This window comes from Luteococcus sp. H91 (assembly GCF_038433135.1).
Taxonomy (GTDB): Bacteria; Actinomycetota; Actinomycetes; order Propionibacteriales; family Propionibacteriaceae; genus Luteococcus.
The window spans coordinates 1-14,596 of the sequence record NZ_JBCDMV010000042.1; the positions used below are offsets into that span (position 1 = coordinate 1).

The 14,596-nt window shown below is 62.2% G+C and carries 13 protein-coding genes and 1 pseudogene; 11 read left to right on the forward strand and 3 right to left on the reverse strand.

What is annotated here, in order from left to right; genetic code table 11:
• Positions 1-209 (forward strand): annotated as a pseudogene (locus AAEX57_RS15825) (nucleotide sugar dehydrogenase); the annotation flags it as partial.
• A gap of 72 nt (positions 210-281) precedes the next feature.
• On the opposite strand, the gene AAEX57_RS15830 reads toward AAEX57_RS15825, so the two are convergent.
• Genes AAEX57_RS15830 through AAEX57_RS15840 form a run of 3 tightly spaced genes read right to left on the reverse strand, consistent with a single transcriptional unit; the run spans position 282 to position 2,662 of the window.
• The gene (locus AAEX57_RS15830) at positions 282-860 is read right to left on the reverse strand and encodes an arsenate reductase/protein-tyrosine-phosphatase family protein (RefSeq protein WP_342093270.1); all 579 of its coding nucleotides are present in this window, start codon (positions 858-860) and stop codon (positions 282-284) included.
• Between the two features lie 51 nt (positions 861-911).
• On the reverse strand, positions 912-1,502 hold the full coding sequence (locus AAEX57_RS15835) for a sugar transferase (RefSeq protein WP_342093269.1): 591 nt from the start codon (positions 1,500-1,502) through the stop codon (positions 912-914).
• Complete coding sequence (locus tag AAEX57_RS15840; RefSeq protein ID WP_342093268.1) at positions 1,502-2,662, reverse strand: DegT/DnrJ/EryC1/StrS family aminotransferase; 1,161 nt, start codon at positions 2,660-2,662, stop codon at positions 1,502-1,504. The genes AAEX57_RS15835 and AAEX57_RS15840 overlap by 1 nt, the downstream gene beginning before the upstream one ends.
• A gap of 128 nt (positions 2,663-2,790) precedes the next feature.
• Here AAEX57_RS15840 and AAEX57_RS15845 point away from each other — a divergent pair, with 128 nt between their 5' ends.
• The 10 genes from AAEX57_RS15845 to AAEX57_RS15890 all read left to right on the forward strand — a co-directional run.
• Complete coding sequence (locus AAEX57_RS15845) at positions 2,791-4,035, forward strand: glycosyltransferase family 4 protein (RefSeq protein WP_342093267.1); 1,245 nt, start codon at positions 2,791-2,793, stop codon at positions 4,033-4,035.
• Positions 4,032-5,066, forward strand: a complete 1,035-nt coding sequence (locus AAEX57_RS15850) for a polysaccharide biosynthesis protein (protein ID WP_342093266.1) — start codon at positions 4,032-4,034, stop codon at positions 5,064-5,066. Before AAEX57_RS15845 ends, AAEX57_RS15850 begins: the two co-directional genes overlap by 4 nt.
• Positions 5,063-6,160: a polysaccharide biosynthesis C-terminal domain-containing protein gene (locus AAEX57_RS15855; protein ID WP_342093265.1), complete on the forward strand. Its 1,098-nt coding sequence runs from the start codon at positions 5,063-5,065 to the stop codon at positions 6,158-6,160. Before AAEX57_RS15850 ends, AAEX57_RS15855 begins: the two co-directional genes overlap by 4 nt.
• Positions 6,157-6,756 carry a GNAT family N-acetyltransferase gene (locus tag AAEX57_RS15860; protein ID WP_342093264.1) on the forward strand — a complete coding sequence of 200 codons (600 nt, stop codon included), beginning with the start codon at positions 6,157-6,159 and terminating at the stop codon, positions 6,754-6,756. Before AAEX57_RS15855 ends, AAEX57_RS15860 begins: the two co-directional genes overlap by 4 nt.
• Positions 6,756-7,892: a non-hydrolyzing UDP-N-acetylglucosamine 2-epimerase gene (wecB, locus tag AAEX57_RS15865; protein ID WP_342093263.1), complete on the forward strand. Its 1,137-nt coding sequence runs from the start codon at positions 6,756-6,758 to the stop codon at positions 7,890-7,892. Before AAEX57_RS15860 ends, wecB begins: the two co-directional genes overlap by 1 nt.
• On the forward strand, positions 7,889-9,094 hold the full coding sequence (locus tag AAEX57_RS15870; RefSeq protein ID WP_342093262.1) for a glycosyltransferase: 1,206 nt from the start codon (positions 7,889-7,891) through the stop codon (positions 9,092-9,094). The genes wecB and AAEX57_RS15870 overlap by 4 nt, the downstream gene beginning before the upstream one ends.
• Entirely contained in the window at positions 9,091-10,866 is a 1,776-nt protein-coding gene (locus tag AAEX57_RS15875; RefSeq protein ID WP_342093261.1) for a glycosyl hydrolase family 28-related protein, read from the forward strand. The genes AAEX57_RS15870 and AAEX57_RS15875 overlap by 4 nt, the downstream gene beginning before the upstream one ends.
• Positions 10,863-12,893, forward strand: coding sequence for an acyltransferase family protein (locus AAEX57_RS15880; protein ID WP_342093260.1), 2,031 nt, complete (start codon positions 10,863-10,865; stop codon positions 12,891-12,893). Before AAEX57_RS15875 ends, AAEX57_RS15880 begins: the two co-directional genes overlap by 4 nt.
• Before the next feature lie 179 nt (positions 12,894-13,072).
• A complete protein-coding gene (locus tag AAEX57_RS15885) occupies positions 13,073-13,525 on the forward strand; it encodes a helix-turn-helix domain-containing protein (RefSeq protein ID WP_342093259.1) in 453 nt (150 codons plus the stop codon).
• 105 nt (positions 13,526-13,630) lie between these two features.
• On the forward strand, positions 13,631-14,596 hold a 966-nt coding region (locus AAEX57_RS15890), incomplete at its 3' end, for an ISL3 family transposase (protein ID WP_342093258.1).

Here is a 14,596-nt window from a genome sequence, read left to right on the forward strand (position 1 = left end):
CCGACGAGCTGGCCACGCTGAACCTGAGCCCGTACACCGACGGTGACCAGGTGGATGCCGTCGTGGTGCAGGCCAACCACCCCGAGTTCAGCAAGCTCGGCAAGGACGACTTCCCCGGCGTGCAGGTGCTGGTCGACGGCCGCAACTGCACCGACCCGGCACTGTGGGAGGGCGTCAAGCGCTTCGTGATCGGCGACGGCGAAGCCTGAGCCCACGGCAAGACCAGACAGGGCCGCCCCGGAGACTTCCGGGGCGGCCCTCTCGTCGTGAATGCGGGACTTTCAGCAGCCGAGCACGCGCAGGAGCTGGGGCAACGAATCCTCGATCTGCTGCTGCATCTGCGCAAAGACCTCAGGGCCCTGCCCGATCGGATCCACGATGGCCGCCTGCTCCGCCGGCAGGGGCAGCTCCAGGCCGCGCTTGGAGGCCAGCAGGGGCACGACGGCAGCCAGCCACTCGTGAGCGGACGTGCGGGGCGGGAGTTCTTCGTCGGTAACCTTGGCGGCCAGCCCGGCAAGGTCCACCAAGGTGTGCGTCCGGGAGAGCCCCTTGGGCCACATCCGAGTGACGTCCTTTCGGTGGTCCCGAGAGGCAACGATCACCAGCTGCTGATCAGCCAAGATGACCGGAGTGAGCTGCCGGGCGACGAAGTCATCCGCCTGCCCGCCGGTGGCCTCCAGCAGAGCCAGCGCTTGGGGTTCCATCCCGGAATCCACCACGGCACCTGTTCCGGCACTCCTGACCTCAACGGCGCCCACTCCCCACGCACGATCCAGTTCCGACTGCAGTCGTCGTTCAAGATACGGGGACCGGCACACATTGCCGGTGCAGACGGTGAGGATGCGCGCAGGGAAGGTCATACCACCACCCTAACGGCACCCAGGGGTTAGACAGCCGTCCGATGTTGCATGTTAACAAATCACAGCTCGGACAGTTCCAAGGAGGATTTTCAGATCTCCCACCATCGAGTGGGTCGCTACGTAGTTGGCATAACCCTGCGCCTTGCGGGGTAACAGCTGCTCCACGTAGAAGCGTTCTGGGTCCTCCTGCTCTGCCAGTAGTTCCGACTCATTGCGGAACTCCACACTCATGGGATCGGTGATCCCAGGACGAACCGACAGGATCACGTCACGCAGATCCTCCGGCCACTGGGCGACATACTTCGCCACCTCGGGACGGGGCCCCACCAAACTCATCTTGCCTTCTACCACGTCAATCAGCTGGGGCAGTTCGTCCAGCTTGCTGGCCCGCAGCACCTTCCCCACCCTGGTCACCCGGTTGTCCCCGGCCACCGTCACCAACGCCCCGCCCTGGGAGGGACGCATTGTGCGGAACTTTCGGATCCGGAAGGGCTCGCCGTGCAGACCCACCCGCTCTTGGCGGAAAAAGACTCCTCCACGCGATTCGGCGGCCACGGCAACGGCGGCCACGACCATCACGGGCGAGGCCACCAGCAGTAATGCCGTGGCCCCAAACACGTCGACGGCTCGCTTGGCGTCCATCAGCCCAACAACTCTCGAACGGCGGCAATGACCCGATCCACCTGTGCGTCGGTCATGCCAGAAAAGATCGGCAGGCTGACCGCGCGGGTGAAGGCATCGGAGGCCACGGGGAAGGCGTCCTCGGTGAGTTGACCAGAGTCTCGCCAGTAGGGGTGCAGGTGCAGCGGGATGAAGTGCACGCTGCACAGCACGCCCCGCGCCGACATCTCCTCGATGAAACGGTTCCGGGAGAGGGGTGCGTCGTCCCGCAACCGCAGCACGAACAGGTGCCATGAGTGGCTGGAACCTTCCTCGGCATCCAGCGGGAGAGTGACCGGAAGATCCGCAAAGGCTTCGCGGTAGCGGGCGCTGATGGCAGCGCGGGCATCCCGCATCTGGCCGGAGCGACGCAGCTGCACCCGCCCCATCGCAGCGGCGGTGTCAGTCAGGTTGTACTTGAAACCCGGGGCGACCACCTCGTACTGCCACGAAGGCTTGTCGCTGGTGTAGCGGTCAAAGACGTCGCGGCTGATGCCATGCAGCCGCATGGTGCGCATCCGCTTGGCCAGGGCCTCGTCCTTGGTGACCACCATGCCACCCTCGCCGGTGGTCATGGTCTTGGTGGCATAGAAGCTGTAGACGACGCAGTCGCTCTCCCCCAGGCCAACGCGCACGCCCTTGTTGCTGGTGGGATGGGCGTGGGCGGCATCCTCGACGACGCGCAGATTGTTGCGCTTGGCAAAGTCGGCAAGCTCCGCCAGATCAACGGCCAGTCCGGCGAAGTGCACCGGCATGATCACCTTGGTGCGTTCCGTCACAGCCCGCTGGGCTGCCTCGAGATCGATGTTCAGGCTGTCGGGCAGGATGTCGACGATCACCGGGGTGGCTCCGCAGTATCGCACGACCTCGGCCGTCGACGTGAAGGTCCAGTCAGGCACCAGCACCTCGTCGCCGGGTTGCACGCCCAAGGATTCAAGTGCCAGGTGAAGGCCTGCCGTGGCCGAGTTCACGGCGATCGCGTGGAGACTCTCATCCCCCAGATCTGTCACGAACTCCTGCTCAAATGCGGCTGAGTTGGGCCCGGTGGTCAGCCAACCCGAACGGAGCGTCTGGACGACGGCATCGATCTCCTCCTCGCCAATGTCCGGAACGGCGAACGGAATCCGATCGTCTACACCCATCGCCAAACACCCCATTCTGATCTGTCCCGAAGAACCGTAGTCTTGTGGCTAGACTAGCGATCGCCGACTTTCTGGCAAACACGACATACATAGTCGAGACGGCCCTTCACCCCCCGAGAGGAGGCCAGATGAAGTTTGGTCTGCTCACGCAGTGGTACGACCCCGAACCCGGCCCAGCGGCCCTCCCCGGAACGCTTGCCCGGGGGCTGGTGGAGCGCGGTCATGACGTCCGGGTGTTGACCGGATTCCCCAACTACCCGACGGGCGCCATCGCCGAGGGCTACCGGGTGCGGCCACGCCAGCATGAGGTACTCGACGACATTGACGTCACCCGGGTGGCGCTCTACCCCTCCCACAAGGGATCTCCCGCTTCCCGGATGCTCACCTACGGCAGCTTTGGCGCCACCGCCGCCACGGTGGGCCTACCGGCACTGCGCGGGCTGGACGCGCTGTGGGTGAACTACTCCCCGGTCACGCTGGCGCCGGCAATGCTCTTGGCCACCAAGGCGCTGCGGGTACCCAGTGTGTGCCACGTGGCGGACCTCTGGCCCGACACGCTGGCCGCCTCCGGTGTTGACGAGTCTTCCGCCGTGGGGCGGTGGGCCATGAAGGGCAGTGGTGTTGCCGCCGACGCCATGTACCGGGCAGCGAGCTTCGTCAGCTACATTTCCCCAGGGGTGCACGAGGCACTGCTGGAGCGCGGGGTACCGGAGCACAAGCTGGCCTACACCCCCATGTGGGCCAATGAAGACCTGTTCCATCCCGGCGCTGCCCAGATGCACGACGAGTTGGCGCTCAGCCCCGAGCAGGTGGTGCTGGTCTATGCCGGATCGATTGGTGAGGCGCAGGGCCTGCAGACCCTGATCGAAGCCTGTGCCCAGGTAGAGGACGAGCGCTTCGTCTGCCTGATTGCCGGTTCGGGCACCGCCGAGGAGTCGCTGAAGGCGCGCGTCTCCGAGTTGGGGCTGCGCAACGTGCGCTTCCTGGGGCGCGTCGCGCCGGAACGCATGTCAAACCTGCTGGCCACAGCCGACGCCGCCTACATTGGGCTCAACGAGCACCCGCTTGCCCAGATCACCATGCCCAGCAAGACCCAGGCCACCCTGGGCGCGGGTTGCCCCCTCTTGGTGGCGGGGCGCGGCGACGTCGCGCAGGTCGCGCGCGAAAGCCGGGCTGGTTGGTGCGTGCCAAGCGGCGACGCGCCGGCACTTGCCGCAGCAATTGGGGAGATCTGCGCAACCGATCGGGCCCAGCTCGATCAACTGGGCCATCAGGCCCGTCAATACTACGAAGAGACATTCGCGGTCCGCGCGGGTGTCGATCGGTTGGAGAGCTTGCTCGCCAGGGCAGCCTCCGGAAGGAAGAACACGTGAGCACCCTGCAACTCAGCCAGAGCACCGTAGCCATCACCGGTGGCACCGGCTCCTTCGGCTCCACCATGGCCCGGCACCTGTTGGCCAACGGTGTGGAGCGGGTGAACATCCTCAGCCGGGATGAGGCCAAGCAGGATCAGATGCGCAAGGTCTTCAGCGATGAGCGGCTCAAGTTCTACATCGGTGATGTCCGCGACGCCGACAGCGTCACGGACGCGTTGCGCGGCGCCGACTACGTCTTCCACGCCGCCGCCCTGAAGCAGGTGCCGTCGTGCGAGTTCTTCCCGCAGCAGGCCGTCAAGACCAATGTGGTGGGCTCCCACAATGTGATCGAGGCTGCCACCCGGGTGGGAGTGAAGTCGCTGGTCTGCCTGTCCACGGACAAGGCGGTCTACCCGGTCAACGCGATGGGCATGAGCAAGGCCCTGATGGAGAAGACCGCGCAGGCCTTCGCCCGCAACAATCCCGAAGCTGATCTCACGGTCTCCGTCACCCGGTACGGCAACGTGATGTACTCCCGCGGATCGGTGATTCCGTTGTTCATCGAGCAGCTGCGCGCCGGCAAGCCGCTGACCATCACTGATCCAGAGATGACCCGCTTCCTGATGAGCCTGGACGAGTCGGTTGACCTGGTGCTGCACGCCTTTGAGAATGCCGAGGCCGGTGACCTGTTTGTCCGCAAGGCCCCCGCCTCCACCGTGGAGGTGCTGGCTCGCGCCGTGGCCTCGCTCTTCGGCAATGACGATCCGCAGATCGACGTGATCGGCGTCCGGCACGGCGAGAAGCAGCACGAGACCCTGCTGAGCTTCGAAGAGATGCTGCGCTCCACCGATGAGGGCGACTACTTCCGCGTGCCGTTGGATGCGCGATCCCTGCAGTACGAGAAGTACGTCGAGGAGGGCATGGACACTCCGGTGCGCAAGCTGGAGGCCTTTGACTCGGCAAATACCGAACGGCTGGACGTCGAGGGCACCAAGCAGTTGCTGCTCAAGCTGCCCGAGATCCAGAAGCTGATGGAGACCGGACTGTGAAGATCCTGCTGACTGGCGCCGGGGGCTTCCTCGGCTGGCACACCCGCGTCCGGCTGGATGCGCTGACCGACCATGAGGTGGTTGCGGTCACCCGGGAGAACTGGGCCGAGCTGCCATCCCTGGCCCAGGGCTGTGAGGCCATCATCCACATCGCCGGCATCAACCGCGCCAGCGATGATGAGGTGGAAGCGGGCAACCTGGCCCTGGCCCAGGACGTCGCCGCTGCCGCTCGCGAGGCCGGCGTGCGGCGCATTGTCTACGCCAACAGCATCCAGGCCCAGAAGGACAACCCCTACGGACGTGGCAAGGCCTCGGCCGCCCAGGCCCTGGCCGAGGACGGCCGCGAGCTGGTGGACGTGCTGCTGCCAAATCTCTTCGGCGAGTACGGGCGCCCGGGCTACAACTCCTTCGTCGCCACCTTCGCACACGCCGTGGCCCAGGACACTCCCCCGGCCGAGGTGAACGACAACGAGATCGGCCTGCTGCACGTCCAGGACGCCGCCCAGGTACTGATCGACGGCCTGACCGCTCCGGCTGGCCAGGTGCTGCCCGAGGCCCACCGCACCACCGTCGTGGAGGTGCTGGACAAGCTGAAGAGCTATCGGGAGACCTACCGCACCGGTGACATCCCGGCGCTGCTGACCGACTTTGACGTGAACCTGTTCAACACGCTGCGCGGGGCGCTCTTCCCGCAGGCCTACCCCATTGCCCTCACGCCGCACAGTGACGATCGTGGTCGGCTGGTGGAGACGGTGCGTAGCCACGGTGGGCAGGGCCAGACCTTTGTCAGCACCACCAAGCCCGGCATCACCCGCGGCGAGCACTACCACCTGGGCAAGATCGAGCGATTTGTCGTGCTGGGTGGCAAGGCCCGGATCAGCCTGCGCAAGGTCTTTGGCGACGACGTGATCGACTTCGAGGTGGACGGCGACAAGCCGGTGGCCATCGACATGCCCACCCTGTGGATCCACAACATCACCAATACCGGCGACACGGAACTGCTCACCCAGTTCTGGACGCACACGCTGTTTGACCCCGAGAACCCGGACACCTTCTGGCAGAAGGTCCGCCCTCATGAGGAGTCGGCATCGTGACAGCGACCGCTGCGCTGCATGCCGCAGACATCGAGCAGATCGTCGCGCTGCACCGACGGGCCTTCCCTGACTTCTTCCTCAGCCAGCTGGGCCCGAACTTCCTGACGCAGTTCTACAAGGGCTTCCTCACTGACCCGACCAGCGTCACCGTCGTTGCCCACGGGGACGACGGCAGAGTACTGGGCGCTGTCGTGGGGACGACGCAACCCTCCGGATTCTTCAGCCGGCTGCTGAAGCGTCGCTTGCCTGGATTCCTGCTGGCCAGCGCACAGGCCGCCATCCAGGACCCCAAGCGCGCTCCACGGCTGGCACGCGGAGTGCTGTACCGCGGCGAGGCGGGCGAGCGAGTGGAGGGCGCATTGCTTTCCTCCATCTGCGTCGACCCGGCAACCCAGGGGGCTGGCGTTGGCCGAATCCTGCTGGACGCCTGGGAGGCTGCGGCTCGGCTACGAGGAGCCAAGCACGCCTTCCTGACCACCGACGCCAACGACAATGACGCCACCAACGGCTTCTACCTGCGAAACGGCTGGACGTTGACCAAGGAATTCAGCACGCCCGAGGGGCGCGCCATGAATCGTTACGAGAAGGACCTGTGATGAGCAAGCTCAAAGTGATGACCGTGGTGGGTACCCGCCCCGAGCTGATCCGGCTCTCCCGGGTCTTGGCACGTCTGGACGAGACGGTTGACCACGTGCTGGTGCACACCGGCCAGAACTACGACTACACCCTCAACCAGGTCTTCTTTGATGACTTGGGCATCCGGCAGCCGGATCACATGCTCGGCGTCGACACCTCATCCCTGGGGCGCGTGCTGGGAGAGACCCTGATCAAGACCGAGGAAGTGCTGGATCAGGAGAAGCCCGACGCACTGCTGGTGCTGGGCGACACCAACTCCTGCATTGCCGCCGTGATGGCCAAGCGCAAGCGGATCCCCGTCTACCACATGGAAGCCGGCAACCGCTGCTTCGACGAGAACGTGCCCGAGGAGACCAACCGGCGCCTGGTGGATCACGTCGCGGATTTCAACCTGGTCTACACCGAGCATGCGCGTCGCAACTTGCTTGGCGAGGGCCTGCACCCCCGTCGCATTCTGCTGACCGGGTCTCCGATGCGGGAGGTGCTCAACCATTATCGATCCCAGATTGACGCCAGTGACGTCCTGCAGCGCCTTGAGCTCAAGGATCGCGGCTATTTTCTGGTGAGCGCCCACCGCGAGGAAAACGTTGACTCCCCCGAGCGGCTGCGTCAACTGGTGGAATGCCTCACCCGCGTCCATGACGTGTACCAGCTGCCCGTCTTTGTCTCCACCCATCCGCGTACGAGCAAGCGGCTGGAAGCTCTGGAGGACTGGACCGCCCCGGAGGGCATCATCTTCCACGATCCGCTGGGCTTCCACGACTACAACCACCTGCAGCTGCACAGTGCCTGCGTGTTGAGCGACTCCGGCACGATCGCCGAGGAGTCCACCATTCTGGGCTTCCCCGCCATCACCCTGCGGGACTCAATCGAGCGCCCCGAGGCTCTGGACACTTCCGGCATCATGATGACGGGCCTCAACCCAGACGACGTCGAAGCTGCCGTGGCAGATGTGATGAACAAGCCCAATCCCCTGGCGTCTGCTGAGAGCCGCACCCTGCCGGCCGACTACGCCATTGACAACACGTCAGACCGCGCAACCCGGTTCATCATGTCCACGGCGCGTCGCCACAAGAGTTGGTCGGGCCTGCGATGACGACTCAAGGTACGCCGCGTGTTCTCGTCATTGCCTTCGACGTCTTCGCGAAGTCCACAAGGGCGCGCAAGTTCTGCCGCGCCTACGAAGCAGCCGGAACGGAAGTCCAGTACTTGGGCATGTCGAAGCCCGGGCGGAGCGGACGCTGGGGTGACCCCGGTTCCAGCCTCGATGGCGCCACTAGTGTCTTCCAGGTGCCGATGCAATCCCCACAAGGCGGCACGGGAAAGGCTTCGCAGATTCGAAACCTGTTCTTTTCCTATCTTCCAGCACTCACAAGAATGGCGATCTACACCCTTCGGCACGACGCCGACGTCGTCCATGTCGTAGGTGCTCCCCTGAGCCCGCTGGGGCTCATCCACAAAGTTCGCCATCGCTCCCGCCTGGTTCTCGACATCCAAGAGCGTCCGGGAGCCATTGCAACCCCAGGCTCCCTCAGCTCCCTGTTTGCGAAGGTGGAGCGGTCGGTACTTGCGCAGGGTGCCCGTGCGAGCGATGCGGCCAGCGTCGTGACGCCACCTGACGTCGCCGTGTTGAAACAGATCGGGTTCAAGAACGTCAATCTCGTCCGCAACGCGCCCCTGCGGTCTTGGCGTAGTCCATACCGCGACCCCAAACACCCTCGCACCGAAACCACTTTTGCCTGCATCGGCACTATCTTTGAGGGCCGGGCCTTCGAGAGCTTGATCGACGCCGTGGGCAAGGTGGGGCCAAAGGCCTCCATACAGCTCCACATCAGCGGAACGGGATCGGACAGCTACATGCAAGCGCTCAAGAAGCGAGCCGAAGAATGTGGCGCGTCACCCTATATCGAATGGCGTGGCTGGGTTTCCGCGGGAGATGTCTGCGATCGATACCTGGATGCAGACGTCGGCCTTGTGCTGTATGACACCACTATAAGCGGTAATGATGGGCTCTCCAACAAGCTATTGGAGTGCGTCGCCGCCGGCCGCCCGGCCCTGTGCACGAACGGGTCACTCAATCAGCAGTTCATTGATGCCCTGAAAGTCGGATGGACCACTCCCTCAGATACAGATTCGCTGGCGGAAGCACTACTGACAGTCGCGACCACCGAGGATCTCCGCGAGATTGCACGCCACTGCCGCGCGGTGGGAGATGAACAGCTCTCATGGGAGGCCGAGAGCGCGGATCTCCTGAGCCAGGTTCTTCAGGGCAAGGCCAGTCGAACGATGTCATCATGAGCATCACGGGAGCGGGACCGTCCCGTGACAACCGAATGCAGGAGCATGAGATGGAGCTTCCAAACCGCCGAAGCATCCTCGGAGCCAGCCTGTTGGGCGCAGCGGGGATCTTGGCTCTCCCACAGGAGAAAGCCCACGCAGTCACCAGCACGCCGTCTGGGATCAACGTCCGGGACTACGGGGCCAAAGGCGATGGTGTATCGAATGACTCCGCAGCCGTCAAAGCCGCCATTGAGGCAGCTAAGGGGGACCTGATTTTCTTCCCCAGTGGGGTCTATCTCTTGGATCGCATCGCGATCACCGATACCGCGGACATGCTTCTAGGAATCGGCGCCGAGCTCAAGCACGTGACCAACTCGCCCGGCAACTTCATGTTTTCACAAACAGGGCGCTTCTTCAGGATTCGGGGCGGCACGATCGACGGCAACAAGGCCAACCAAAGTGGGCGGCCAATCGTAATTGCTGCTAGCTTGTCTTCTGGGAGACAGTTGATCTTGGATGGCGTTCACTTCAAGAATACAGTGAAGGCAGCTGTATACATTCAGAATTTCGGCGGCGAGTGCGACATGCACAACTGCTTAATCACCGATCAGGCTCAGCACGACACAACTCCAGGCAATTCTACTGCAATTGTCCATGTGATCAGCGGCCAAGCCAACTCATTCGCCACACTCAAATTCAATTTCAACAGGTGCATCTTCACGGATGATGTCGCCCATGCGGGCAGCAACCCCGGCGGGGTATTTGTCGCTGTCGGCGCCCCCGCTAATGGATTTCGCGCAACATTTGAGGCAATAGGAAACTACTTCTATGGCTATGGACAGAACTGCGCGGGAAACGTGATTGCTGCCCTGCACGTCTACCCTTACACCGAGGGAGCCCGCTGGATAGGAAACTACTTCGAAGCCTCCAGCCTTTCGGCTATGTATGCAAAATGCTTGGAGGACTTCATCTGCACTGATAACTACATAACGTCTGGCGTAACATCGACCGTTAACGTCGCATCAGAGGGGGCCATTGGCTATGCCCCGGCGTATCACGCTGGGGATACCGCACACCCCAGAGCAGTGATCTCGAATAACATAATCACCTCCCCTGGCGGCCAGCCAGATCGAGTGCAGAATGGAATTAGCATATTCGGGTCCCCCACATCCAAGGCGACCCAAATCGTTGTAAGTGGGAACATCTTGAACGACACGGGGACCGGAATCCAAGCAACCTACTCTAGTGACATAACCATTGATACCAACATAGTCAACACGACTTCCACTCAAGCCGCAACCCACGGCGGCATACGACTGGACTATTGCGATGATGTTTCGATCCGAAACAATCGGATCACGACCAACGCTGGCCATGGAATCTATCTAATTTACGGCATGACAAATGCGCGGATTACGATCCAGAACAACTCAATCTTTCAGAGAGTACACGGCCTCTACGGGATCATTGCGCAAGGAATGAAATCTCTCCACATCTCTGGAAATGAGATCGAGGCCGAAAGTCATGCGGTCACATTTCGAGCCTACGCCGGACATAAGATCGGGCGACTCTTTTGGGATTCTTCGAATAACATCATTAAGGGACTCTTCTTGCCCTATTACGGGGAGATCGACTCTGTTAATGGGGACTTGTCATATTCCGGATCACCTGTCGGAACCGTACCAGCAGGAGGGCCTGGGGTGCGATATACCTCAACAAACGCAAGCAGGGGAAGTGTCTACTGGGTATCGACGAAGGCAGGCAAAGACGGCTGGGTGGCCCTCGCGTGAGCCAGCAAAGCGAGTTGAAACCGCAGCCGATAGCCAGTCCGTCGAAGCGGTTGGATGTTCAAGGACTACGGGCGTTCGCGGTCGGAGCAGTTGTGGCAGATCACGCGCACTTGGGCCTCCCGGGGGGATTCGTCGGAGTCGATGTCTTCTTTGTGATCTCAGGTTTCGTAATCGGTCGTTCCCTGCTAAAGGAACTCCGGCTCACTAATCGACTGGATCTGAAGAAGTTCTATATACGCAGGGTCCTCCGTCTTCTTCCCGCAGTATCCCTAGTAACCGTCGCTACCGCACTTCTCACTTCCCTTCTAGCCTCCCCCTTAGGGGTTCAGCAAAAGGCCGCTCTCACTGGAGCTGCCGCGACGGCCTGGAGCAGCAACATTGTTCTGTACTACATCGCGGGGGACTACTTTTCAGAGAATGTCCAGACCAATCCGTTCCTGCACACGTGGTCGCTTGGCGTGGAGGAGCAATTCTATCTGCTGTTCCCCCTTATCCTGGTAATCTCCTGGAAGATTCGACGTCGCGCTACAGTTCTTGTCACAGTTGGTGTATTGACTGCTATTACCTTTGCTCTCTGTGTAGCCATGTCACACGGAGTCATCTTTCCTGGCATACCGCGGACAGATCTCTTCGCCTTCTACATGATGCCCACCAGGTTCTGGGAGTTTGGCATCGGATTCTTTGTCGCCGCCTTCGGAACGATGCGGAAGCTCGACGCAGCGTGGGCTCCCCAAATTCTCGGGTTCTTCGGCGTAACTGGACTCTTATTTGGGGCGTATTCAATTCAACCCACGGAGCCTTTCCCGGGATATGTTGCGCTTATCCCGACCCTTAGCACGGCTCTGCTGATCATCGCGGGGAACTTCAAGAATCTCGCATCCGAAGCGTTATCAACCCGACCCTTGGTCTACCTCGGCGACATAAGCTATTCGCTGTATCTCTGGCACTGGCCGATTTTGGTCTTTGCTCGAAGGTTGGCTGGCGATGGAATACTCACCAACCTGACAGCCGTAGCTTTGTCCATTCTATGCGCCCAGATCAGCTATTCCTTCATCGAGAATCGCTTCAGGAAGCCTGCCCATGAGCGAGTTCTCACGGCACTCAAACCGGCATTCATTGGCTTCATCTTGGCGCTCACAGCTTGCACCTTGTTGGGCATTGGTTCCGCCTTTAGATGGGGCATACCAAGTCTTGATCGCCAAGCTAACGAGCTAGTCCAGCGTCCGATTGGATATAAGGATTGCCTGAGTAATGTACCGGTCGGACAGCGAGATCTGAGCGATTGCACTTGGGGAAGCGAGCGCATCGGCCGCCCCATCTATCTGATGGGAGATTCAAATGCACAGCAATATACCGAGGCACTTATCGTGGCGTCGGAAGAACTTGGTCGCCCACTCACAATCATCACTAGTGGCGGCTGTCCGATGATTAGTCTGCGATTGGTGTACGTTGGGAATACCACCCAAGACGCACTATGCAGAGAGTACGTCGAAACGGCTCTGGAATGGCTAGGAGATCAGCAGAGTGGAGATGTAGTATTCGCAGGAGCGAGCGAACAGGTCACTAATCCAAAGATCGCTCTACGGGATGAAGCTGGAGCCGCAGCAGCGACCGAGCACGCAAAGTCCATAGTTTGGAGTGCGGCACTAAGGGACACCATCGCACAGCTTCGCGAGAAGAAGCACAATCCGGTGTTGGTCGAAACCAGTCCTCACTTCACCGGTATCAACCGGGAATGGTGGCATCCTGTCGATTGCCAGAATTGGACACTTCTCAGCTCTCCAGGAGAGTGCTCAACCGGAGACTCTGTCACCGGAATCGAGAGGAGGATGGCTCATATTTTTGATGCTGAACGCAAGGTGGTCAAGGACAGTAGCATCCACTACATCCGAGTGATTCCCACTCTTTGCCCACAGGAATCATGCCAAGCGTATCGCGACGGCCATTGGTGGTACCGCGATGGTCTTCATATCACCACGTATGCTTCAAAGAGCCTGGGGCCACTATTCACAGCTGAGTTGCGGTGATTGTACCGAGCCAGCGCACGAGCGGCAGCACCGTGAATACAGTGGCCAGGCACGGGCCCCACAATGCGGCTCTTCGGACCTGAGGTGGGGCGGGTAGTCGGGGTCCGGTGAGGTGAGGGGCCGGGGTCTTCGGCAGGATCAGCAGCGACCAAACTCGCTGTTCCAAGAAGACCCCGACTGTGTGTGAGCCTACCGACTCTTGCCCTCGTTGTGATGTCCTGATCGACCTGCCCGGTCTGCACGTAATCGCCGTCGAGCGCGGCCCCGACACGATCACCGTTGAGGTCGAGTCCGCCCCGGGTGAGGGATACTGCCCTGACTGCGGCGCACTCGCCTCCTCCCATGGCCGCCGCACCCGAGTCCTGCACGATGCCCCCTTCGGGCAGACAGCGATGCTGATCGTGTGGCGCACCCGCACGTGGCTCTGCCACGAAGACCTGTGCGACAGGGGCTGTTTCACCGAGCAAGACCCCCGCATCGCCGCCCCACGGGCGGTGCTGACCCGCCGCGCCACCCGGTGGGCCGTGAGCCAGCTGCGCCGCGAACACGCCTCGGTGCTCGGGCTCGCACGCCAGCTCGGGGTCGACTGGAAGACCATGTGGCGCTCGCTCAAACCGGCCCTTGGGACTTGAGGGTGGATCGGGTGTTGTAGTCGGGTGACCTGGTCCGGGTAGGGGTCGAGGTCCCGGGCATGATCAGAGGACTCTTACCTCTTCTGATCGCCAAGGACCTCGACGTTGCCCCAGACTACCCAGCCCTGCCCCTGTTGCGATGCCTGGCTCGACCTGCCCGGGCTCCACGTGATCGCGGTGGACCACGACGACCGCGTGGTGGTCACCGTGGCCAGCAGCCGTGCTGAGCTGGGTTGCCCGTCCTGCGGGGTCCTCGCCAGGGTTCATGACCGACGAACCGTGACGCTGATCGACGCGCCGGCGCTGGGCCGGCCGGTGCGACTGCGCTGGGTCAAGCACCGCTATGTGTGCCGAGAGCACTTGTGTGACCAGCACACCTTCACCGAAACCGACCCGGTAGTCGCCCCCGCCGGACATCTGTTGACCACGCGGGCCACCAGGTGGGCGATCGAGCAACTGCGCCGCGAGCACGCCTCAGTCAGTGGGCTGGCCCGCCAGCTCGGCATCTCATGGAAGACGTTGTGGCGCGCCATCAAGCCAGTTCTGCAAGCCGCTGACGCTGACCCGACGCGTTTCGAGGGCGTGAAGCGCTTGGGGGTTGATGAGCACGTGTGGCACCACTGCAACCCGAAGACACGTGGGCCGAAGATGCTCACCGGCATGGTCGACTTCACCCCCAGCGAAGACGGCACTGCCCGGACTCGGCTGCTCGACCTGGTGCCGGGACGTTCCGGGACGGTGTATGCCGACTGGCTCCACGCCCGCGGCACAGACTGGCTCGACCACATCGAGGTCGCTGCGCTGGATCCCTTCCGTGGTTACAAGAACGCGATCGACGACCACCTCGACGACGCCACCGCCGTGTTGGACGCCTTCCACGTCGTCAAGCTCGCCACCCAAGCCGTTGACGAGGTCCGCCGCCGGGTCCAGCAGGCCACCCTCGGTCACCGGGGCCGCAAGGGCGAGCCCCTGTTCGGGATCCAGACGATCCTGCGCTGCTCGGCCGAGAACCTGTCCGACAAGCAGAAACACCGCCTCCAGACAGCGATCGAGGCCCACGAGGCCCATGAG

Bases quoted from the DNA above. Each gene is read 5' to 3' on its own strand.
- AAEX57_RS15830 (WP_342093270.1), bottom strand. From the start codon at position 860: ATGACCTTCCCTGCGCGCATCCTCACCGTCTGCACCGGCAATGTGTGC.
- AAEX57_RS15835 (WP_342093269.1), bottom strand. From the start codon at position 1,502: ATGGACGCCAAGCGAGCCGTCGACGTGTTTGGGGCCACGGCATTACTG.
- AAEX57_RS15840 (WP_342093268.1), bottom strand. From the start codon at position 2,662: ATGGGTGTAGACGATCGGATTCCGTTCGCCGTTCCGGACATTGGCGAG.
- AAEX57_RS15845 (WP_342093267.1), top strand. From the start codon at position 2,791: ATGAAGTTTGGTCTGCTCACGCAGTGGTACGACCCCGAACCCGGCCCA.
- wecB (WP_342093263.1), top strand. From the start codon at position 6,756: ATGAGCAAGCTCAAAGTGATGACCGTGGTGGGTACCCGCCCCGAGCTG.
- AAEX57_RS15870 (WP_342093262.1), top strand. From the start codon at position 7,889: ATGACGACTCAAGGTACGCCGCGTGTTCTCGTCATTGCCTTCGACGTC.
- AAEX57_RS15875 (WP_342093261.1), top strand. From the start codon at position 9,091: ATGAGCATCACGGGAGCGGGACCGTCCCGTGACAACCGAATGCAGGAG.